The 21816-nt window shown below is 61.2% G+C and carries 20 protein-coding genes; 10 read left to right on the forward strand and 10 right to left on the reverse strand.

Annotation, left to right across the window (positions count from 1 at the left end; genetic code table 11):
• Window positions 1-116: 116 nt before the first annotated feature.
• From nadE to KVG91_RS16035, 3 genes are all read right to left on the reverse strand, one after another.
• The gene (gene nadE, locus KVG91_RS16025; RefSeq protein WP_169377809.1) at window positions 117-944 is read right to left on the reverse strand and encodes an ammonia-dependent NAD(+) synthetase; all 828 of its coding nucleotides are present in this window, start codon (window positions 942-944) and stop codon (window positions 117-119) included.
• A gap of 3 nt (window positions 945-947) precedes the next feature.
• Window positions 948-2162: a nicotinate phosphoribosyltransferase gene (gene pncB, locus KVG91_RS16030; protein WP_124361042.1), complete on the reverse strand. Its 1215-nt coding sequence runs from the start codon at window positions 2160-2162 to the stop codon at window positions 948-950.
• Window positions 2163-2375: 213 nt separating this feature from the next.
• On the reverse strand, window positions 2376-3263 hold the full coding sequence (locus KVG91_RS16035; RefSeq protein ID WP_169377808.1) for a LysR family transcriptional regulator: 888 nt from the start codon (window positions 3261-3263) through the stop codon (window positions 2376-2378).
• A gap of 154 nt (window positions 3264-3417) precedes the next feature.
• On the opposite strand from KVG91_RS16035, the gene amaB reads away from it, so the two are divergent.
• The 8 genes from amaB (at window position 3418) to KVG91_RS16075 (ending at window position 13508) form a co-directional block, all read left to right on the forward strand.
• On the forward strand, window positions 3418-4908 hold the full coding sequence (amaB, locus tag KVG91_RS16040) for an L-piperidine-6-carboxylate dehydrogenase (protein ID WP_169377807.1): 1491 nt from the start codon (window positions 3418-3420) through the stop codon (window positions 4906-4908).
• A 182-nt stretch (window positions 4909-5090) separates the two neighbouring features.
• The gene (gene amaA / locus KVG91_RS16045) at window positions 5091-6374 is read left to right on the forward strand and encodes an L-pipecolate oxidase (RefSeq protein ID WP_169377806.1); all 1284 of its coding nucleotides are present in this window, start codon (window positions 5091-5093) and stop codon (window positions 6372-6374) included.
• Window positions 6375-6749: 375 nt separating this feature from the next.
• Window positions 6750-7886 (forward strand): branched-chain amino acid ABC transporter substrate-binding protein, encoded by a 1137-nt coding sequence (locus tag KVG91_RS16050; RefSeq protein ID WP_169377805.1) that lies wholly within the window; start codon window positions 6750-6752, stop codon window positions 7884-7886.
• A gap of 234 nt (window positions 7887-8120) precedes the next feature.
• Window positions 8121-9035: an ABC transporter permease subunit gene (locus tag KVG91_RS16055; RefSeq protein ID WP_048727385.1), complete on the forward strand. Its 915-nt coding sequence runs from the start codon at window positions 8121-8123 to the stop codon at window positions 9033-9035.
• A 3-nt stretch (window positions 9036-9038) separates the two neighbouring features.
• Entirely contained in the window at window positions 9039-10331 is a 1293-nt protein-coding gene (gene livM, locus KVG91_RS16060) for a high-affinity branched-chain amino acid ABC transporter permease LivM (RefSeq protein ID WP_169377804.1), read from the forward strand.
• Window positions 10328-11203, forward strand: coding sequence for an ABC transporter ATP-binding protein (locus KVG91_RS16065; protein WP_169377803.1), 876 nt, complete (start codon window positions 10328-10330; stop codon window positions 11201-11203). Before livM ends, KVG91_RS16065 begins: the two co-directional genes overlap by 4 nt.
• Window positions 11200-11916 carry an ABC transporter ATP-binding protein gene (locus tag KVG91_RS16070; RefSeq protein WP_169377802.1) on the forward strand — a complete coding sequence of 239 codons (717 nt, stop codon included), beginning with the start codon at window positions 11200-11202 and terminating at the stop codon, window positions 11914-11916. The genes KVG91_RS16065 and KVG91_RS16070 overlap by 4 nt, the downstream gene beginning before the upstream one ends.
• 824 nt (window positions 11917-12740) lie before the next feature.
• Window positions 12741-13508, forward strand: a complete 768-nt coding sequence (locus tag KVG91_RS16075) for an SDR family oxidoreductase (RefSeq protein WP_169377801.1) — start codon at window positions 12741-12743, stop codon at window positions 13506-13508.
• Between the two features lie 175 nt (window positions 13509-13683).
• Here KVG91_RS16075 and KVG91_RS16080 read toward each other — a convergent pair whose 3' ends face one another.
• The 5 genes from KVG91_RS16080 to ureE all read right to left on the reverse strand — a co-directional run bounded on the left by KVG91_RS16080 (window position 13684) and on the right by ureE (window position 17367).
• Window positions 13684-14793 carry an AGE family epimerase/isomerase gene (locus tag KVG91_RS16080; protein WP_169377800.1) on the reverse strand — a complete coding sequence of 370 codons (1110 nt, stop codon included), beginning with the start codon at window positions 14791-14793 and terminating at the stop codon, window positions 13684-13686.
• Window positions 14794-14975: 182 nt separating this feature from the next.
• Window positions 14976-15548 (reverse strand): HupE/UreJ family protein, encoded by a 573-nt coding sequence (locus KVG91_RS16085; protein WP_169377799.1) that lies wholly within the window; start codon window positions 15546-15548, stop codon window positions 14976-14978.
• A gap of 22 nt (window positions 15549-15570) precedes the next feature.
• Complete coding sequence (ureG, locus tag KVG91_RS16090) at window positions 15571-16185, reverse strand: urease accessory protein UreG (protein WP_169377798.1); 615 nt, start codon at window positions 16183-16185, stop codon at window positions 15571-15573.
• A 10-nt stretch (window positions 16186-16195) separates the two neighbouring features.
• On the reverse strand, window positions 16196-16870 hold the full coding sequence (locus tag KVG91_RS16095; protein WP_169377797.1) for an urease accessory protein UreF: 675 nt from the start codon (window positions 16868-16870) through the stop codon (window positions 16196-16198).
• Window positions 16867-17367 carry an urease accessory protein UreE gene (gene ureE / locus KVG91_RS16100; RefSeq protein WP_169377796.1) on the reverse strand — a complete coding sequence of 167 codons (501 nt, stop codon included), beginning with the start codon at window positions 17365-17367 and terminating at the stop codon, window positions 16867-16869. The genes KVG91_RS16095 and ureE overlap by 4 nt, the downstream gene beginning before the upstream one ends.
• Before the next feature lie 276 nt (window positions 17368-17643).
• On the opposite strand from ureE, the gene KVG91_RS16105 reads away from it, so the two are divergent.
• Window positions 17644-18141 (forward strand): C40 family peptidase, encoded by a 498-nt coding sequence (locus KVG91_RS16105; RefSeq protein ID WP_169377795.1) that lies wholly within the window; start codon window positions 17644-17646, stop codon window positions 18139-18141.
• Window positions 18142-18146: 5 nt separating this feature from the next.
• Here KVG91_RS16105 and KVG91_RS16110 read toward each other — a convergent pair whose 3' ends face one another.
• Window positions 18147-18779 carry a TetR family transcriptional regulator gene (locus tag KVG91_RS16110; RefSeq protein ID WP_169377794.1) on the reverse strand — a complete coding sequence of 211 codons (633 nt, stop codon included), beginning with the start codon at window positions 18777-18779 and terminating at the stop codon, window positions 18147-18149.
• A 184-nt stretch (window positions 18780-18963) separates the two neighbouring features.
• On the reverse strand, window positions 18964-19335 hold the full coding sequence (locus KVG91_RS16115; protein ID WP_169377793.1) for a hypothetical protein: 372 nt from the start codon (window positions 19333-19335) through the stop codon (window positions 18964-18966).
• Window positions 19336-19694: 359 nt separating this feature from the next.
• Between KVG91_RS16115 and KVG91_RS16120 the strand changes: the two genes are divergently transcribed.
• The gene (locus KVG91_RS16120; RefSeq protein ID WP_169377792.1) at window positions 19695-21764 is read left to right on the forward strand and encodes an AsmA family protein; all 2070 of its coding nucleotides are present in this window, start codon (window positions 19695-19697) and stop codon (window positions 21762-21764) included.
• Window positions 21765-21816: the final 52 nt, after the last annotated feature.

The following is a 21816-nucleotide window of genomic DNA, read 5'->3' on the forward strand; positions in this document are numbered from 1 at the left end:
CAGGCAAGCCAGCTCCCACAGTTGACCGGATTCCAGCATGAGAATGCGGTCGAATGTGGGAGCTGGCTTGCCTGCGATAGCGGTCTGACAATCAACACACACCTATCTGGCTCACCTCACGGCGCAAACGGCATCACCCGCTTGTGCTCGGTCTTGCGATACGTCTCGCTAATGATCCGGAACGCTTCCTCCCGCACCGGCTCGCCGTGCAGGAACGCATCGATTTCGGCATAGGTCACGCCATGTGACGCCTCGTCCGGCTTGCCCGGTGACAGGTCTTCCAGATCCGCCGTCGGCACTTTCTCCACCAACGACTCCGGCGCGCCAAAGTGCCGCGCAATCGCCCGCACCTGGTTTTTCACCAAGCCACTCAACGGCGCCAGGTCGCACGCGCCATCACCGAACTTGGTGAAAAAGCCCATCACCGCTTCCGCCGCATGGTCGGTACCGATCACCAGGCCACCGGCCGCGCCCGCGATGGTGTACTGCGCCACCATGCGCATGCGCGCCTTGGTGTTGCCCAGCACGAAATCGCGGGACACCGCCGCCTTGCCTTCAAACGCCGCCACTTCATTGGCCAGGGCTTTCACCGCCGGGCCGATGTTCACGGTATGGCGCTCATCCGGCTCGATAAAGTCCACTGACGCCTGGGCGTCGAGTTCATCGAACTGGGTTTCATAGGGCAGGCGCACGGCGATAAAACGGTAGGCTTCATCGCCGGTGCTGGCGCGCAGTTCCTGCATCGCGCGTTGGGCAAGCAGGCCTGCGGTCAGGGAGTCGACGCCTCCGCTGATGCCCAGCACCAACGCTTTGAGCCCGGAATTTCGCAGGCAGTCCTGAATAAAACGCACGCGCCGGGCAACCTCGGCCTCAAGGGCGGCCTGGTCTTTGAAGGGCGCCTGGACCTTGAGCTGCTGCGCAATCTCACGCTGTACGGCTTGCATGATTCACTCCTTGCTGGATAGGGCAGGTACTTTGAAAACGTGACGCAAATAGGCGACGAAATTCGGATCGGTGCAGTGGGTCTTGCCCGCTTCATCGGAAATCTTCGCGACGGGCTGGCCATTGCAGGCGGTCATTTTAAGCACGATGCTCATCGGCTCGACACCTGGAATATCGCAGGTCAGGTTGGTGCCGATACCAAAGCTCACATTGATACGGCCACGCAGCGCGCGGAAGATTTCCAGGGCCTTGGGCAGCGTCAGGCTGTCGGAAAACACCAGGGTCTTGCTCATCGGCTCGATGCCGAGCTTGTGGTAGTGGGCGATGGCTTTTTCTGCCCACTGCACAGGATCGCCGGAGTCATGGCGCAAACCGTCGAACAGCTTGGCGAAGTACAAGTCGAAGTCGCCCAGGAAGGCGTCGGTGGTGATGCAATCGGTCAGGGCAATGCCGAGCAAGCCACGGTATTCGCGGACCCAGCAATCCAGCGCGGCGATCTGGCTGTCGATCAGGCGCGGACCGAGTTGCTGGTGGGCCATGATCCATTCATGGGCCATGGTGCCCAGCGGTTTCATGTCGAACTCACGGGCCAGGTGCACATTGCTGGTGCCGACAAAACGCCCCGGGAAGTCATGCTTGAGCACACTGACGACTTCTTCCTGCACCCGGTACGAGAAGCGCCGACGCGTGCCGAAGTCGGCCACTTGCAGCTCCGATAGCTCATCGCTGCTGGCGTTGGCGGTCAGCCAGTCGAACTTGCGGTACAGCTGCTCGCGCGCCTGTTCGAGGATCACGGTCTGGTAGCGGTAGCGGTTACGCACTTCGCTGACGATGGCGAGCATCGGCACTTCAAACAGGATCACATGCAGCCACGGTCCGCGCAGGCGGATGAACAGCTCGCCGTTTTCGATACCGGTCTGCACGTAGCGCAGGTTGAAGCGGAACAGCCCGAGGAAGCGCAAAAAGTCCGGCTTCATGAAGCTGATGCGCTCCAGGAAACCCAACTGGTCCGGGCTCAGGCTCAGCTCGGCGAGGCGTTCGATCTGGTAGCGGATCTCCGCGAGGTAGGGCCGCAGGTCTTCGCTGTTACGGCAACGGAACTCCCATTCAACTTCCACGTTGGGGTAGTTGTGCAGCACCGCCTGCATCATGGTCAGCTTGTAGAAGTCGGTGTCGAGCAAGTTCTGCACGATGCGATCGGCAAACACACTCTCGCTCATAACGGGAATCTCCAGACGGATCGACGATGGGCGTCGACCTTTACGCACAATTGAGGAAGGGGGCTAGTGGCGCATAGACCTGTGTTGTTTTGCCAGTGATTTTTTCAGTGAAGCCACTGCCGCCATCGCAGGCAAGCCAGCTCCCACAGGTGAATGCATTCCAAGTGGGGGAGCTGGTTTGCCTGCGATGGCGGTGGTACAGGCAAAAAAGAGCTAAACCTGCTCCATCATCCACTTCACGAATTCGCGCACTTTGGGCACTTCCGCCGAATGCTCCGGATAGGCCAGGTAATACGCATCCTGGCTCGGCATCGCATGCTGCCAGGGAATCACCAGCTTGCCGTCGGCCAACTCTTCCTCCACCAGAAACCGCGGCAACAGCGCCACGCCACAGCCGACTTGCGCGGCGCGAATGCACATATAAAAGGTGTCGAAACGCGGCCCGTGGTAGCTGTGTTCGGTGTGAAAGCCCTGGCTGGCGAACCAGTCGTGCCAACCTTGCGGCCGTGAGGCGTTTTGCAGCAGCACCAGATCGCTCAGTTGCGTTGGGTCAGTAAACGGCTGTGTGGGCAAGCTCTCTGGCGCACACACGGGAATCAGCTCTTCGCTGAACAACATCAGGCTCTCTGTACCGGGGCGTGAACCCTGGCCGAAATAGAAGGCCATATCGGCCTTGCCTTGCAGCAGCTCGTCGGGCTCCTGCTCGTTGCACAGGTCCAGATGGATCTGCGGGTGGCGCAGCCGCCAACCCTTGAGGCGCGGCACCAGCCAGCGCGCGCCGAAAGTGTAGGGTGTGGACACGCGCAGCACTTCGGTTTCGCCGCCGTAGGAGCGCAGGTAGTGCGTGGACATTTCCACCTGCGTGAGGATCTTGCGCACTTCCACCAGGTACAGGTCGCCCGCTGGGGTCATTTGCAAGCGGCGGCGCACCCGGCGAAACAGCAGGTGCTGCAGCAATTCTTCCAGCTGCGCCACCTGCTTGCTTACCGCGCTTTGGGTGAGGTTCAGTTCCTCGGCCGCGCGAGTAAAGCTCAGGTGGCGGGTGGCCGCTTCGAAGCACTGCAAGGCAGTGATCGAGGGCAAATGTCTTCTGTTCAGCACGGCACGCCTCTTTTTTATTCTTTGCATGAATAAACGGAATGATATCTCGCCTAATCGTCGTTTGTTGGCAAGTCTTGGGCCCGCTACAAATAAGCCCTGGATCGCCGTGTCTTGGGCGGCGCAATTTTTGTTTGCAGATTTGAAGGAGTCTTCCATGGTTGCCGCATTGCTTGATCGTCTCGGCGTAGACCCGGCGTTGTACCAGTCCGGGAAACAACCGGTGCATTCGCCGATCGATGGCAGCCGCATTGGCGCGGTGAACTGGGAAGGCGCCGCCGAGGTGGAGCAGCAGGTCAGTCGCGCCGAGCATGCATTCGATGCCTGGCGCAACGTGCCGGCGCCGCGCCGTGGCGAACTGGTGCGCCAATTTGGCGATGTACTGCGCCAATACAAGGCTGACCTCGGCGAGCTGGTGTCCTGGGAAGCCGGCAAGATCACCCAGGAAGGCCTGGGCGAAGTGCAGGAAATGATCGACATCTGCGACTTCGCCGTCGGCCTGTCGCGCCAGCTGTACGGCTTGACCATCGCTTCCGAGCGCCCAGGCCACCATATGCGTGAAACCTGGCACCCGCTGGGCGTGGTTGGCGTGATCAGCGCGTTCAACTTCCCCGTGGCTGTGTGGGCATGGAACACCGCCCTGGCGCTGGTCTGCGGCAACGCGGTGATCTGGAAACCGTCAGAAAAGACCCCGCTGACTGCCCTGGCCTGTCAGGCGCTGTTCGAGCGCGTGGCCAAGCAGTTCGACGGCGCCCCGGCGTATCTCAGCCAAGTGATCATCGGTGGCCGCGACGCCGGCGCCGCGTTGGTGGATGATCCGCGCGTGGCCTTGATCAGCGCCACCGGCAGCACCCGCATGGGCCGCGAAGTGGCGCCGAAGGTCGCCGCGCGATTTGCCCGCAGCATCCTGGAACTGGGCGGCAACAACGCGATGATCCTCGGCCCGAGCGCCGACCTGGACATGGCCGTGCGCGCCATCCTGTTCAGCGCCGTCGGCACCGCCGGCCAGCGTTGCACCACGCTGCGTCGGCTGATCGCCCACGAATCGGTCAAGGAAGAAATCGTCACCCGCCTCAAGGCCGCCTATTCCAAGGTGCGCATCGGCCACCCCCTGGAAGGCAACCTGATTGGCCCGCTGATCGACAAGCACGGCTTCGATAACATGCAGGACGCCCTGGAACAAGCCTTGAGCGAGGGCGGCAAGGTGTTCGGCGGCAAGCGTCAACTGGAAGATACATTCCCCAACGCCTACTACGTGTCGCCGGCCATCGTGGAAATGCCCGAGCAGAGCGATGTGGTATGCACCGAGACCTTCGCGCCGATCCTGTACGTGGTTGGCTACACCGACTTCGCTGAAGCGCTGCGCCTGAACAACGCTGTGCCGCAAGGTCTGTCATCGTGCATCTTCACCACCGATGTGCGTGAGGCCGAGCAGTTCATGTCGGCGGTGGGCAGTGACTGCGGCATCGCCAACGTCAATATTGGCCCAAGCGGTGCTGAAATCGGCGGCGCGTTTGGCGGCGAGAAAGAGACGGGCGGCGGGCGTGAGTCGGGTTCGGATGCGTGGCGCGGGTACATGCGTCGCCAGACCAATACCGTGAACTATTCGCTGGAATTGCCGTTGGCCCAGGGCATTACTTTCGACTGATCCCTCAAGTCGGAGCAGTCAATGTGGGAGCTGGCTTGCCTGCGATGGCATCACCCTGGTGGAACAGATACACCGAGGTGTCTGCATCGCAGGCAAGCCAGCTCCCACACAAGCCAGCTCCCACAGTGGATTGGGTTTGCAGTTCGGAAACACTGTTTGTTGGGTCTCATCGGAGTCTGGCAATGGCACTGCGCGAAACATGTTTGTGGGAACACCTCACACCTGGCCGGCCGGACCGCGCCGCGCTCAAGGGCGAGGTCAAGGTGGATGTGTGCGTGATCGGCGCCGGGATCACCGGTCTGTCGGCGGCCATTCACTTGCTGGAACAGGGTAAAAGCGTCGCCGTGCTGGAGGCTCACCGTACCGGTCATGGCGGTTCGGGGCGCAACGTGGGACTGGTCAACGCCGGCCTGTGGATCCCGCCGGACGACATCGAAGCCGGTTTCGGCGAGGCGGTGGGCAGCCAGCTCAACCGCATGCTGGGCGCGGCACCGGCGCTGGTGTTCAGCCTGATCGACAAATACGCCATCGATTGCCAATTGCGCCGCGAGGGCACTTTGCACATGGCGCACAACGCCCGTGGCGAGGCGGATCTGCGCAGTCGTGAAGAACAATGGAAGCGCCGTGGCGCGCCAGTGGAACTGCTCACCGGCCAGGCCTGTGAGCAAGCCACCGGGACTAAAAAGATCTCCGCCGCCTTGCTGGACCGGCGCGCCGGCACCTTGAACCCGATGGCCTATACCACTGGTTTGGCGAATGCAGCCGTGGGGTTGGGTGGGCGACTGTTCGACCATTCGCCGGTCACGCAACTGGAGCGCCAGGGCCAGGACTGGTCCGTGCAAACCGCCAACGGCTCGGTGCAGGCTGCACAGGTAGTGATCGCTTCCAACGCCTACACCGAGGGCGAATGGACCGAGCTGCGGCGCAATTTTTTCCCCGGTTACTACTATCAGGTCGCGTCGGCCCCGCTGACGGACGATGCCGCCCGGCAGATCCTTCCCGGCGGCCAGGGTTCATGGGACACGCGCCAGGTGCTGAGCAGCATCCGTCGCGATGCCGATGGCCGTCTGTTGCTCGGCAGCCTGGGCAACGGTAACCAGAAACCGGCCTGGTTCCTCAAGGCCTGGGCCGATCGGGTGCAACAGCATTACTTCCCGTACCTCAACTCGGTGCAGTGGGAATTCACCTGGACCGGCTGCATCGCCTTTACCCCGGATCACCTGATGCGGTTGTTCGAACCGGCGCCTGGCCTGGTGGCCGTAACGGGTTATAACGGGCGCGGCGTGACCACCGGCAGCGTGGTCGGCAAGGCGTTTGCCGACTACTTATGTCACCAGGACCCACAGGCGTTGCCGATTCCTTTCGCGCCGATGCAACCGCTGGCGCGGGCGGGCTTGCGCAGCTGCCTTTATGAAGCCGGTTTCTCGCTGTACCACGCAGGCCAATGCCTGAGGATCGTGATCTGATCGCCGAAATACCGCTCAGAAGCCCGTATTTTATTAGCAAGCTACTAATCTGTATTGGTGCAAGTCGTAGCAATCACGCACTGTAAATGTGCAGTTCCGTTACGCAGGCTGTTACAGCTGTAGGAACTGTCGTTTATTCGCTTGGTTGCCGGTGCCACCTCTTGAGGTTGTACTGTTTTGGTCCGTCGGTTGCACCTTCGGGTGCCAGAGGGTTGCACGTCCTGGCGAGCTGAGCCGAAACGCCTGTAATAACAATGACACCGTGTCTTTTTGAAGAATAAAAACGTAATGGCACGCGCCTTGCTCTGAGCTTTCGGTGAAAAGTTTGAACGCAAGTCGTCGTGCCAAAAATCAAAAAATATCGGAGCACCACTCATGTCCCAGACGTTTTACAAGAAAGGTTTTCTGGCCCTCGCCGTTGCTGCGGCGCTGGGTGTTTCTACGTTTGTTCAAGCTGATGTGAAGATCGGCGTAGCGGGGCCGATGACCGGTGCCAACGCGTCGTTCGGCGAGCAGTACATGAAGGGTGCCCAGGCGGCGGCCGATTCGATCAACAAGGCCGGCGGCATCAATGGCGAAAAAATCGTGCTGGTGGCCGGTGACGACGCTTGCGAACCCAAGCAGGCCGTGGCCGTGGCCAACCGCCTCGCGGACCAGGACAAGGTGATCGGCGTGGTCGGGCACTTCTGCTCGTCCAACACCATCCCGGCCTCCGAGGTGTATGACGAAGCGGGCATCATCGCGATCACCCCAGGCTCCACCAACCCACAAGTGACCGAACGTGGCCTGGGCGCCATGTTCCGCATGTGCGGCCGTGACGACCAGCAAGGCATCGTGGCCGGCGACTACATCGTCGACGTGCTCAAGGGCAAGAAAGTCGCGGTCATCAACGATAAGGACACCTACGGTAAAGGCCTGGCCGACGCCACCGCTGCCCAGTTGACCAAGCGCGGCGTCAAGCCGGTGCTGGAAGAAGGCCTGACCCGTGGCGAGAAAGACTTCAGCGCCCTGGTCACCAAGATCCGCTCCACCGGCGCCGACGTGGTTTACTTCGGCGGGCTGCACCCGGAAGCCGGTCCCCTGGTTCGCCAGATCCGTGAAGCCGGCCTCAAGGACGTGAAGTTCATGTCCGATGACGGCATCGTGACCGACGAACTCGTGGCGACCGCCGGTGGCAAGCAATACGTCGACGGCGTGTACATGACCTTCGGCGCCGACCCGCGCCTGCTGCCGGACAGCAAGGCCGTGGTGGACGAGTTCCGCAAAGCGGGCTACGAGCCGGAAGGCTACACCCTGTACGCCTACGCGTCGGTCCAGACCCTGGCGGCCGCCTTCAACGGTGCCAAGTCCAACAAGGGCGAAGACGCCTCCAAGTGGCTCAAGGCGCACCCGGTCCAGACCGTGATGGGCAAGAAGGAATGGGACGGCAAGGGCGACCTGAAAATCTCCGACTACGTGGTTTACCAGTGGGACAAGGACGGCAAATACCACCAGTTGGAAAAGCAGAAGTAAGTCTTAACGCGGCCACGCAGACACCACAGATCCCATGTGGGAGCCGGGCTTGCCCGCGATGACGGACTGACAGTCGACACCTGTGTTGAATGTGAAACCGCTATCGCAGGCAAGCCAGCTCCCACAGGGGATCGCGGTTGCCAGCTGCATCGTGTCCAGCAACAAATCTGTCTTTTCCTCCAGAAGCGCCGCACACCCCCCGGTGTGCAGGTGCTCACCGCGTGAGATTGCGTTATGGATGGTATTTTCCTGCAGCAACTGGTCAACGGCCTGACCCTCGGGTCGGTCTATGGCCTGATCGCCATCGGCTACACAATGGTCTATGGCATCATTGGCATGATCAACTTCGCCCACGGCGAGGTTTATATGATTTCCGCTTACCTCGCGGCGATCAGTCTGGCACTGCTGGCTTACTTCGGCATCGAATCCTTCCCGCTGCTCATCCTCGGCACCCTGGTCTTCACCGTCGTCGTCACCGGCGTATACGGTTGGGTCATCGAGCGTGTCGCCTACAAACCGCTGCGCAACTCCACCCGCCTGGCACCGCTGATCAGCGCCATCGGTATCTCTCTGATCCTGCAGAACTACGCGCAGATCGCCCAGGGCGCCAAGCAACAAGGGATTCCAACCCTGCTGGCCGGGGCCTGGCGTGTCGACATCGGCACAGGGTTCGTGCAGCTCACGTACACCAAGGTGTTCATCCTCGTGGCGGCGTTTGCCGGCATGGCGTTGCTGACCTACATCATCAAGTACACCAAGCTCGGCCGCATGTGCCGCGCCACCCAGCAAGACCGCAAGATGGCCTCGATCCTCGGCATCAACACCGACCGGGTGATCTCCTATGTGTTCGTCATCGGCGCCGCCATGGCTGCATTGGCCGGCGTGCTGATCACGCTCAACTACGGCACTTTCGACTTCTATGCCGGCTTCATCATCGGCATCAAGGCGTTTACCGCAGCGGTACTCGGCGGCATCGGCTCCCTGCCTGGGGCGATGCTGGGCGGGATCATCCTCGGTATCTCCGAGTCGTTGTTCTCGGGGTTGATCAACTCTGACTACAAAGACGTGTTCAGTTTCTCCCTGCTGGTGGTGATTCTGATTTTCCGTCCCCAGGGCCTGCTTGGTCGCCCACTCGTGGCGAAGGTGTAAAACATGTCTGCTGCCAAACCCATCGATATCAAGAAAAGTGTGGTCGATACGGTCCTTGCCGGGCTGATTTCGCTGATCGTGTTCGGTCCGATCGTCGGCGTTGTACTCGACGGCTACAGCTTCAACCTGGAACCGGCCCGCGTGGGCCTGTTGGTCGCCATCGTGATGGTCGGCCGCTTTGCCATGAGTCTGTTCCTGCAAACCCCCAAGGGCGTGAAGATCCTGCAGGGCTTCGAGAGCAGTGGCTCCGGCGTGCACGTGCTGGCGCCGGACTACAAGTCGCGGCTGCGCTGGATCATCCCGGCGCTGATCGTGATCGCCATCGTGTTCCCGATCTTCGCCAACAAATACCTGCTCACCGTGGTCATCCTCGGCCTGATCTACGTACTGCTGGGCCTGGGCCTGAACATCGTGGTCGGCCTGGCCGGTTTGCTCGACCTGGGTTACGTAGCGTTCTACGCCATCGGCGCCTACGGGTTGGCGCTGGGTTATCAATACCTCGGCCTGGGCTTCTGGACGGTGCTGCCACTGGCCGCCATCGCGGCGGCTCTAGCGGGGTGCATACTCGGGTTCCCGGTGCTGCGAATGCACGGTGACTACCTGGCCATTGTGACCCTGGGCTTTGGTGAAATCATCCGTTTGGTGCTCAACAACTGGCTGTCGTTCACTGGCGGGCCGAACGGCATGCCGGTGCCATCGCCGACCTTTCTCGGCCTGGAGTTCGGCAGGCGTGCGAAGGATGGCGGGATTCCGTTCCATGAGTTCTTCGGCATCGACTACAACCCCAATATCAAGTTTTTGTTTATCTACATCGTGCTGTTCCTGGTGGTACTGGCCGTGCTGTACATCAAACACCGCCTGACCCGCATGCCGGTCGGCCGCGCCTGGGAAGCCTTGCGCGAAGATGAGATCGCTTGCCGCTCGATGGGCCTGAACCACGTACTGGTCAAGCTCTCGGCGTTCACCATCGGGGCCTCCACCGCCGGTTTGGCCGGGGTGTTCTTTGCCAGCTACCAGGGCTTCGTCAACCCGTCGTCGTTTACCTTCTTCGAGTCGGCGCTGATCCTGGCCATTGTGGTATTGGGTGGCATGGGCTCGACGGTCGGCGTGGTGATCGCGGCGTTCGTATTGACCGTCGCACCGGAACTGCTGCGCAGCTTCTCCGAATACCGCGTGCTGCTGTTTGGCGTGTTGATGGTGGTGATGATGATCTGGCGACCGCGTGGCCTGATTCGGATCAGCCGTACCGGTGTGACGCCACGTAAAGGCGTCTTTGTGAAAGGAGAGACGCCATGAGCAAGGAAGTCGTGCTGTCCGTGGAACACCTGATGATGCACTTCGGCGGCATCAAGGCCTTGAGCGATGTGAGCCTCAAGGTCGAGCGCAACTCGATCTTCGCCCTGATCGGCCCCAACGGCGCCGGCAAGACCACGGTGTTCAACTGCCTTACCGGCTTTTATAAAGCCAGTGGCGGCAAGATCCAGCTCAACGTGCGTGGCAAGCAGACTGACGTGATCCAACTGCTCGGCGAGCGTTTCAAGGCCGTCGACTTTGTGTCGCCAAAAAGTTTCTTCAGCCGCGTGTACTACAAAATGTTCGGCGGTACCCACCTGGTCAACCGCGCGGGCCTGGCGCGCACGTTCCAGAACATTCGCCTGTTCAAGGAAATGTCGGTGCTGGAAAACCTGCTGGTGGCTCAGCACATGTGGGTCAACCGCAACATGCTCGCCGGCATCCTCAACACCAAGGGCTACCGCAAGGCCGAAAGCGACGCGCTCGATTGCGCGTTCTACTGGCTTGAAGTGGTCGACCTGGTGGACTGCGCCAACCGCCTGGCCGGTGAGCTTTCCTACGGCCAGCAGCGGCGCCTGGAAATCGCCCGCGCCATGTGCACCCGCCCGCAGATCATCTGCCTGGACGAACCGGCAGCCGGCCTCAACCCCCAGGAAACCGAAGCCCTCAGCGCGATGATTCGCCTGCTGCGCGACGAACACGACCTCACGGTGGTGCTGATCGAACACGACATGGGCATGGTAATGAGTATTTCCGACCACATCGTGGTGCTCGACCACGGCAACGTGATCGCCGAAGGCGGGCCGGACGCGATCCGCAACGACCCGAAAGTGATTGCCGCTTACCTGGGCGCCGACGAAGAGGAACTGGTATGAGCGGACCTATCCTCGAAATGAAAGACCTGGACGTGTTCTACGGCCCGATCCAGGCCCTGAAGAAAGTCTCGCTGTACATCAACGAAGGCGAAACCGTCAGCCTGATCGGCTCCAACGGCGCGGGCAAATCCACGTTGCTGATGTCGATCTTCGGCCAACCACGGGCCGAGTCGGGGCAGATCCTCTACAACGGCGTCGACATTACCCACAAGTCCTCGCACTACATCGCCTCCAACGGCATTGCGCAGTCGCCGGAAGGGCGGCGGGTGTTCCCCGACATGACCGTCGAGGAAAACCTGCTGATGGGCACCATCCCCATTGGCGACAAGTTCGCCAGCGAGGATATGCAGCGCATGTTCGAGCTGTTCCCACGGCTCAAGGAGCGCCGTAACCAGCGTGCCATGACCATGTCCGGCGGCGAGCAGCAGATGCTCGCCATCGCCCGCGCGCTGATGAGCCGGCCCAAGCTGTTGCTGCTGGACGAACCGAGCCTGGGCCTGGCACCGATTGTGGTGAAGCAGATTTTCTCGACCCTGCGCGAGTTGGCATCCACCGGCATGACCATCTTCCTGGTGGAGCAGAACGCCAACCATGCGCTGCGCTTGTCGGACCGGGCGTATGTGATGGTCAACGGTGAGATTCGCCTGACGGGCACCGGTAAGGAATTGCTGGTGAATGAGGAAGTGCGCAACGCCTACCTGGGTGGGCACTGACCTCACAGCTTGATGCATACCTTATGTGGGAACCCGGCTCTTAATGTGGGAGCTGGCTTGCCTGCGATGGCATCCCCTCGGTCTACCTGACAGACCGAGGTGCTTGCATCGCAGGCAAGCCAGCTCCCACATAGAACTCGGTTCCCACAGTTGTTTTTGTGGCGCTTTCGATGCCCATCCCAAATTGTGGAAAACAAATCCAGCCTCCCTCCAAAGCGCGACATATAGCCGCCGCAAATCCCTGTTTTGTCACAGTTTTGACTTGTCCCCATCCACTGTGGAACCGGCTGTGGGTAACGTGGGAGTAGCTGGCTGGAAGCCTTTAAAACCGTGGCTTACAGCGTGACGGTTGTTTTTTGATCAGGCGCTTTTTTGTGACCTGTCGAGGGCTTTGTCAACCTGTTTAAAGACACAGGTATATGACCGGAATATGTCCTGCCAGCCTGTGGATAAGTCTGTGACTAAACTCTGGAAATACCTCCGCAGAGGCCGGAATGACTGGCCTGGAGCCATCGTTCTGAATTCTTATGCTGCAAAGGGGCTACATACGCTCCGGCCAAGGTCAAGCAAAAAACTTTGCAGAAGCGCCTGTAGCCCTTGTTTATAAAGGCTTTTGGCTTTTAGCACTTGCCCCCAAAGACTGTGGGCGCAGTTGTGGATAACCTGCGCGTATATGCCTGCAAGCCGCGGGTTATAAGGCTTTGCGCGTAGTGGTTAAAAATTGATCAGGTTTGTATGCGGTCATGCGCTTAGCGGTTGCCGCAAACGCGGCGTAAGGGCATCCTGCTGGCAACTTTTTTGCCGATGCCCTCAAGGAGAACACCATGTCCGACACGCTGTTTATTACTGGCGCAACCTCAGGTTTCGGCGAAGCCTGCGCGCGTCGTTTTGCCGAAGCCGGCTGGAAGCTGGTGCTCACCGGCCGTCGTGCCGAGCGCCTGGATGCATTGGTCCAAGAGCTTTCCAAGCAGACCGAAGTGCATGGCCTGGTCGTGGACGTGCGTGACCGCAAGGGCATGGAAGACGCCATCGCCAACCTGCCGCCATCGTTCGCCACACTGCGCGGGCTGATCAACAACGCCGGCCTGGCCGTGGGCACCGACCCGGCGCCCAAATGCAGCCTCGACGATTGGGAAACCATGGTCGACACCAACATCAAGGGCCTGCTGACCACCACCAGCCTGCTGCTGCCGCGCTTGATCGCCCACGGCCGTGGCGCCGGGATCATCAACCTGGGTTCCATCGCCGGCAGTTATCCGTACCCGGGCAGCCATGTGTATGGCGGCTCCAAGGCGTTCGTGAAACAGTTCTCGCTGAACCTGCGTTGCGACCTGCAAGGCACCGGTGTACGCGTGACCAACATCGAGCCGGGCCTGTGTGAAAGTGAGTTTTCGCTGGTGCGCTTTGGCGGTGACAAGGCACGCTACGACGCGACCTATGCCGGTGCCGAGCCGATCCAGCCGCAGGATATTGCCGACACGATTTTCTGGGTGATGAATACACCGGCGCATGTGAATATCAATCGCCTGGAGTTGATGCCGGTGAGTCAGACTTGGGCTGGGTTTGCCATTGAGCGTGGGGCCAAGGGCTAAGACCGCGTCAGGCATGGGCTTGTAGTGAGCGGGCTTGCCCCGCGCTGGGTGGCGAAGCCGCCCCAGTAAAGTCACTGCGGCACACCTGATTGACTCGAGTCGCCTGGTTTTGGGGCGGCTTCGCCACCCAGCGCGGGGCAAGCCCGCTCACTACAGGCCTCTCCTGCACCTTCATTCAGCCGAGATAATTGGTCAATCCCTGATAGCACGTCGCCAAGTGATACGGCGTGGTCGACGGCATGTCCCGTCGGCTCACGCTGCTCTCGGCATCCAGGCATTCATGCCATCCCTTGTCGTGCAGGAAATGCGCTTGCAGTGCCTTCAATTGGCGCTGCAGCAACGCTTCACTGTGGGGCCGCAAGGTCAGTGCCCGCAGGTACTCGGCCTGGGCCCAGATGCGCTGGGTGGCGTCCCGTACGGTGCCGTCCAGGGCAAGCATGCCGTTGACCGCACCGCTCAACTTATCCACACCGTTTTGTTCGGCGTAGGCAAATGCCTGCGTCAGCGAGGCGTGTAGCGCAGTGCCACGCAGCACATCGGACGATTCCAGCAAAAAGAACCATTCGAACTGATGCCCCGGCTCAAACCAGTTATCCACAGCGCCCAGCGGCTTTTCCATCATCACGCCATGCTGGCGGTCGATGAAGCGCCGCTGCATGGCCGTCGCCAATGCCAGCAGAGCCGCTTGCACCTTGGGGTCTTCACGCACCGCCAGGGTGGCTAGAAAACCTTCAGCCAAGTGCATCAAGGGGTTTTGCAACGGGCCAGCGTTGAGGGACGACCAGTTGCGCTCCAGCACCGCTTCATACAGGCCATCGCCGCTGGCAAAGCGTTGGGCGACCACTTCAAGGGCGCCATTGAGCACCGACTCCACCAGCGGCTCACGCACCTTCGCCCAGTAATGGGCGCAGGCGAAGATGATGAACGCGTGGGTGTAGAGGTCTTTGCGCGTGTCCAGCGGTTGGCCGGCCGGGTCGATGCTGTAGAACCAGCCGCCGTGTTCGGCGTCGTGGAAGTGCCGTTGCAGTGAGCGGAACAGGGCGGCCGCGCGCTCCTCGGCGAAGGTGGCGCCGGGCTCGCCGATCAGGCTGGCGAACAGATACAGCTGCCGGGCGCAGGCCATGGCGCGGTAACGCTGTGGCGGCAAGGGACGGTGATCGGCGTCCAGCGCCTCATAGGGCAGCGCCAGCTCGGCATTCCAGCCCGGGCCTTGCCAGAGCGGCACGATCAGGCTGTGGAAGTGGGTGAGCACGGAGTTCAAGGCGGGTAGGGAAGCGCTGGGCATTGGCTGGCGTCGTCACGGCAGGGGTGTAGGCGCGCATGGTAGCAGGCTTGGGTTCTGTGGTGTTTTTGAGACCGCTTTCGCGAGCAAGCCCGCTCCCACAGGTTGACCGAGTACATCCTTGGAATACGGTCCAAATGTGGGAGCGGGCTTGCTCGCGAAGAGGCCCTCGATAGCGCTGCAAATCAGCCCGCCAGCAACCAGACCCCCGTCGCCGCCGAAGCCGCCCCGGCAATCCGCACCAACGGCGCCGCCGCCGCCGGCAGGAAACGCACCAGCGCATAGCCCGCCGCGTGCAGCACAGCCGTCGCCCCCACAAACCCGGCGGCATACGCCCATGGGCTGGACATGTCCGGCAGCTCCAAGCCATGCGCCACGCCGTGGAACAGCGCGAACAATGCTGTCGCGGCCACTGCCACGAACACCGGCGGACGCACCGCCAGCGCCACCGCCAGGCCCAGGGCCAGCACCGACGCGGCAATCCCGCTTTCCAGCAGCGGCAACCCCAGGCCTTCAAATCCCAGCACGCCGCCAATCAGCAGGGTGCCGACAAAGGTGCATGGCAGCGCCCAGCGTGCCGCGCCTTTTTGTTGGGCGGCCCACAAGCCGACCGCCACCATGGCCAACAAGTGATCGATGCCGCCCAGGGGATGGCTGATACCGGCCACCAGGCCATTATCGCCGTGGCCCGGATGAGCGAACGCCAGTGCAGGGGCCAGCAGCAGGGCGGCAGCGGTCAGGAGTTTTTTGAGGGTCATGGACAGGTTCCTTAAGGGGTGATCAGACAGCGGTCAGCAGGCCTTGGCGTTCGATGAAGGCGACGATCTCTTCCAGGCCGACACCGGTTTTCTGGTTGCTGAACACAAAGGGTTTACCGTTGCGCATGCGTTGGGTGTCGCTGTTCATCAGCTCCAGCGAAGCCCCGACCAGCGGCGCCAGGTCGATCTTGTTGATCACCAGCAGGTCGGATTTGCAGATACCCGGGCCACCCTTGCGCGGTAGCTTGTCGCCGGCCGATACGTCGATCACGTAGAGGGTCAGGTCGGACAGCTCCGGACTGAATGTGGCCGAAAGGTTGTCGCCGCCGGATTCCACCAGGATCAGGTCCAGGCCGGGGAAGCGGCGGTTGAGTTGGTCCACCGCTTCGAGGTTGATCGAGGCGTCTTCGCGGATCGCCGTGTGCGGGCAGCCACCGGTTTCCACGCCGATGATGCGCTCCGGCGCCAGGGCCTGGTTGCGCACCAGGAAGTCGGCGTCTTCGCGGGTGTAGATGTCGTTGGTGACCACCGCCAGGTTGTAGCGGTCGCGCAACGCGAGGCACAGGGCCAGGGTAAGCGCCGTCTTGCCGGAGCCCACCGGGCCACCGATGCCGACACGCAAGGGTTGTGTGTTCATGTGTTGTCTCCTAGGAACGGAACAGGCGGCTGTACTGGCGCTCGTGGGCCATGCACGCCAGGGACAGGCCAAAGGCGGCGCTGCCGTAGTGATCGGGATGAAGGCAAGCGGCGTCCTGCTGGGCTTGTTGCAACAGCGGCAGCAATTGGCTGGTCAGACGTTGGGCGGCTTGTTGGCCCAACGGCAGGGTCTTCATCAGCACGGCCAATTGATTTTCCAGCCAGCTCCACAGCCAGGCGGCGAGGGCATCGGCGGGGCTGATGTTCCAGGCGCGGGCGGCGAGGGCCCAGCCCAGTGCGAGGTGCGGCTCGGCGCACTGTTGCAAAAAGGCGCGGGCGGCGGCGTCCAGTTCCGGCAGGCCATTGAGCAGTTGCTGCAGGGAGTAGCCCATTTGCCGGCTCTCCTGAAACAGCTCGCGGGTTTCGCGGCTGGCGCGATGCGCTTGGCACAGCTGCGCCAGGCGTGGCCAATCCTCAGCGAAAGCCGCCTGGCAATGGGCGAGCAGCAGGGGCGCTTCGAAGCGCGCGAGGTTGAGCAACAGTTGGTCGCTGATCCAGCGGCGCGCACTGGCGGCATCGTTGACACGGCCATTCTCCACGGCCATTTCCAGGCCCTGGGAATAGCTATAGCCGCCAATCGGCAACTGCGGACTGGCCAGACGCAGCAGCGCCCAGGCTGGGTTCATAGACGCACGCCGAACTGGTGCAGCTTGGGCGGGTAGTTGAAGTCTTCATCGCCATGGCGCGAATGATGGTGGCCGCCGCCGTAGGCGCCGTGTTCCGGTTGGAAGGGCGCCTCGAGGGTTTGCGTCTGCGCGCCCAACTGTTCGAGCATGGCCTTGAGCACATAGTCATCGAGCAAGCGCAACCAGCCGTCGCCCACTTGCAACGCCACGTGGCGGTTGCCCAAGTGATACGCCGCGCGCGTCAGCTCAAACGCGCTGCTGCAGGTGACGTGCAGCAATTGCTCAGGCCGGGCGCACACGCGCACGACGCGGCCGTCTTCGGCCTGCAGGCATTCGCCGTCGTGCAGCGGCGGCTGGCCGCGCTCCAGGAAAAGGCCGACGTCTTCACCGTCGGCACTGAAACAGCGCAGGCGGCTTTTGCTGCGGGCTTCGAAATTCAGCAGCAGCTCAGCGGCCCATTGGGCTTGGGGGGCGATTCTGCGGTGGATCACCAGCATCGGGAAGCTTCCAGCTATGAGCGATGACACAGCTAGAGCAAGGGGCTTGCCAACCTTGATGGGAAGTGGGAATTGCCTGTAGGCAAAGGCGGTGTCGCCACTAAACAGGGCGAGAAATGATTTCGTGTGTGCGCCAAAGTGGTGCGCAAAGTTGCTGATTGCACGCTAGCTGAGCGTTTCGGATTTTCCCTACAGGGTATGCGGAATTGGCGTTCATTAACTTACCTGCGAGATCATTACGCTGTGCGCCGTGTTTAATTCACTGCGACGTTCATCATGTTCAAGTCATTTTGTTATCTGTTTATAGTCGGTCTGTCCTTCGTGCTTTCATCGGCTTCGGCCAATCTGAGCGTCCCCCCTTCTTTCACCGCTTCACTGAAAGAAGCGTCTATCGCGGATGTGGTCGACCGCGCTCATGAGTTGCTGGGCACACCTTACAAATGGGGCGGCACCTCGGCGGAGCAGGGTTTCGATTGCAGCAGTTTCCTGGTGTATCTGTTCAAGACCGAAGCCAATATCCAGATACCGCGCACCACGGCCGCCATGCACCGCTCGACGGCCGCCACCATCAAGCGCAACGCGCTCAAGCCCGGTGACGCGGTGTTTTTCAAAGGAAACGGGCGCGGCCAGGTCAGCCATGTGGGCCTGTACATCGGCGAAGGCAAATTCATCCATTCGCCGCGCACCGGCAAGAACATCCGCATCGACTCTTTGAGCAACAGTTACTGGAACAAGCATTACACCACCGCCAAGCGCTTCCACTCGGCGGGATGATTGCGTTATTCAGTGCTGCCCAGGCCTTGCCAGTGTTTCAAGCCGATAAAAATAAAGCGCAATTGCTGGGTGATTTTCGCCTGGGGCGTGAGGTGGGCGGGTAGGGCGTGGGCCGGCGGGTCGATGATGTCGGGAAGAGTGGCAAACACACTTTTGACGATCAGGTCGGCCATCACATGCAAGCCTTCGGCATCCAGGTGCTGCAGCTTGGGCATGAAGCTCAGGTCGGCCGCCAGGTCGCGGGTGATGTCTTCGCGCAACGCGGCAATGGCCTGGCGCACGGCCAGGCAGCCGCCGTACTGCTCGCGAGCCAGGAACAGGAACTGCGAACGGTTGGCCGAGACCACATCCAGGAAGATCCGCACGGAAGCATCAATAATGCCGCCCATCACGAATTCGTTGTGGCGCACCAGGCGGATCGTGGCGCGAAAGGTCTGGCCGACTTCACTCACCAACACCAGCCCAAGCTGGTCCATGTCGGCAAAATGCCGATAGAACCCGGTGGGCACGATGCCGGCCGTTTTTGCCACTTCGCGCAGGCTCAGGCTGCCAAACCCACGGCCACAGTCCATCAGGTGGCGGGCTGCGTCCATCAGGGCAAGGCGGGTCTGTTGTTTCTGTTCGGCGCGGGGCAGCATTGGCGGCGGGCTTTGTTGGCAAGTACAGCGACGCACTCTAGCAAAACAGTTCTGTCGGCGTCGAACTTGGCCGGGATGCGCGGGGGGATCGCCGTGAAAAGGCGCGGTGGACAGCGGTAACAGGTTTTACAGAAAGTCAAAAGCCCGATCATTGGATCGGGCTTTTTTCTGGGCCACCACAGGCTCAGCTCTGTGCTTGATGCAGTTCTTGCAGACGGTCAGCACCGCCTTCAGCAACGCCTTCGGTGTAGGCACGTTTGTTGGCTCGTTCAGCACCGCCTTCAACCAGACCTTTCTCTTCCAGACGGTTGCGGCCGTTTTCGGTCAGGCCTTCGGTGTAAGCGCGTTTGTTGGCTTGTTCCGAACCGTTTTCAGCAACAGCGCCTTTGGCGTAGTCACGGTTTTCATCTTCTTGCGAACCGCTGCGAGCGACGGTCTGGCTGAAGTGAACGGCGTCGGTTTTGACTTGTGGGGTGACCTGTTCGGCGGCTGGCAGGGCAAAAGCGCTGGAAGCCAGGATGGATAACAGGACGGTAGCGAGTACTTGGCGTTTCATGATGGGTTGCTCCTTGGGAGGGCGATAAATTGGGTACGGGGCTATTGTTACCCTCGATAAGTCGATATAAAAGTTCATAAACACAATGGTAATAATCAACAGAATTGATTGTTCCCGCCGGAGGCTCTAGAACGCGTCTCTCAAGCACGCGGTTTTGCACTGGAGTGGGTATTTTCGACACGCGCGCGGGTAACAATGGTGCGCCAACGTAGGGAGAATCTGTCGAAGGGGTCAGAAAATGAGGTTTTTCCAAGCAAATCTGGGGAGCAGTCAAACGCCGTGGCGGATTGCCAGTCGTAGTTCTGTAAGCTGTCCTCAAAGGCTGTCACCCAGCCAGTCGTATTCAGGAGTCCTGTGCAATGACGCGCACGCGTAAAATCGTCGCTTGGAGCTGCGCCAGCTTCGTTGTGTTAATCGCCGTGGTGGTCGTGATCCTCGTGTTCTTTGACTGGAATCGCATCAAGCCGCCCCTCAATGCCAAGGTTTCCGAAGAGTTGCATCGCCCGTTTGCCATCAACGGCAACCTGGCGGTGGTGTGGGCGCGTGAGCCCGATGAAGGCGGTTGGCGCGCCTGGGTGCCGTGGCCCCATGTGATTGCCGAAGACCTGACGCTGGGCAACCCCGACTGGTCGAAAACCCCGCAAATGGTCACGCTCAAAAAAGTCGAATTGCGCATTTCGCTTCTCGGTTTGCTGGTGCAGCGCGTGGTGATCCCGCGTATCGACCTCACCGAGCCGAGCGCACAGTTGCAGCGCCTGGCCGACGGCCGCGCCAACTGGACATTCACGTTCGACCCCAAGGACCCGAACGCCGAACCCTCCAATTGGGTGGTGGACATCGGCGCCATCGGTTTCGACAAGGGCCACGTGACCCTCGACGATCAAACTCTCAGGACCCAACTGGATGTGATCATCGATCCGTTGGGCAAACCCATTCCCTTCAGCGAGATCGTCGGCGACGCCGATGCCAAAAAAGCCCTGGAAAAAGGCTCCGCACCGCAGGACTACGCGTTCGCCCTCAAGGTCAAAGGCCAGTACCACGGCCAGAAACTCGACGGCAGCGGCAAGATCGGCGGCCTGCTGGCCCTGCAGGACGCGGCCAAGCCGTTTCCGCTGCAGGCTCAGGTCAAGATTGCCGATACCCGCATCGCCCTGGCCGGCACCCTGACCGATCCGTTGAACCTCGGCGCCCTGGACCTGCGCCTCAAACTGGCAGGTTCCAGCCTGGGCAATCTCTACCCATTGACCGGCGTAACCCTGCCGGATTCGCCGGCGTACTCCACCGATGGTCACCTGATCGCCAAGCTGCATGAAGCCGACGGCGCGTCATTTCGCTATGAGAACTTCAACGGCAAGATAGGCAACAGCGATATCCACGGCGACCTCGCCTACGTCGCCAGCCAGCCACGGCCCAAGCTCAGCGGTGCGCTGGTGTCCAACCAGTTGCTGATGGCCGACCTTGCGCCGCTGATCGGCGCCGACTCCAATGCCAAGCAGAAAGCCCGTGGCGGCGACAGCAAGCAGCCGGCCACAAAAGTGCTGCCGGTGGAGGAGTTCCGCACCGAGCGCTGGCGCGTCATGGATGCCGATGTGGAATTCACCGGCAAGCGCATCGTACACAGCGCGGATCTACCCTTTACCGACCTCTACACCCACCTGGTGCTCAATGACGGCGAATTGAGCCTGGAGCCCCTGCGTTTCGGCGTGGCCGGCGGCAAGCTGGATGCGCAGATCCGCCTGAACGGCCGCACCACGCCGATGGAAGGCCGCGCCAGGCTGACCGCGCGCAACTTCAAGCTCAAGCAGTTGTTCCCGACGTTTGAGCCGATGAAAACCAGCTTTGGCGAACTCAACGGCGATGCCGATATCTCCGGTCGCGGCAACTCCGTGGCGGCGCTGCTGGGTACCTCCAACGGTGACCTGAAGATGCTGATCAACGACGGTGCGATCAGCCGCGGCTTGATGGAAATCGCCGGGCTCAACGTGGGCAACTACGTGGTGGGCCGCCTGTTTGGCGACAAGGAAGTGAAGATCAACTGCGCGGCGGCGGACTTCGGGATCAAGACCGGCTTGGCGACCACGCGGCTGTTTGTGTTCGATACCGAGAACGCCATCATCTACATCGATGGCACTGCGAACATGGCCACTGAGCAATTGGACCTGACCATCAACCCGGAATCGAAAGGCTTCCGCCTGTTCTCCCTGCGCTCGCCGTTGTACGTCAACGGGCCGTTCATCCGGCCCAATGCCGGTGTAAAAGCCATTCCGCTGGCACTGCGCGGCGCGGGCATGGTGGCGCTGGGTGTGATTGCGGGGCCGGCGGCCGGGTTGCTTGCGTTGGTCGCCCCAAGCGGCGGCGAGCCCAACGAATGCGCACCGTTGCTGCAACAGATGAAGGAGGGCAAGGCACCCAAAACCGTGAAGGGCTAACTGGCAGGCTAAGGTCCAAATGTGGGAGCGGGCTTGCTCGCGAAAGCGATGT

The sequence above is a fragment of the Pseudomonas azadiae genome, assembly GCF_019145355.1.
GTDB classification, from domain to species: domain Bacteria; phylum Pseudomonadota; class Gammaproteobacteria; order Pseudomonadales; family Pseudomonadaceae; genus Aquipseudomonas; species Aquipseudomonas azadiae.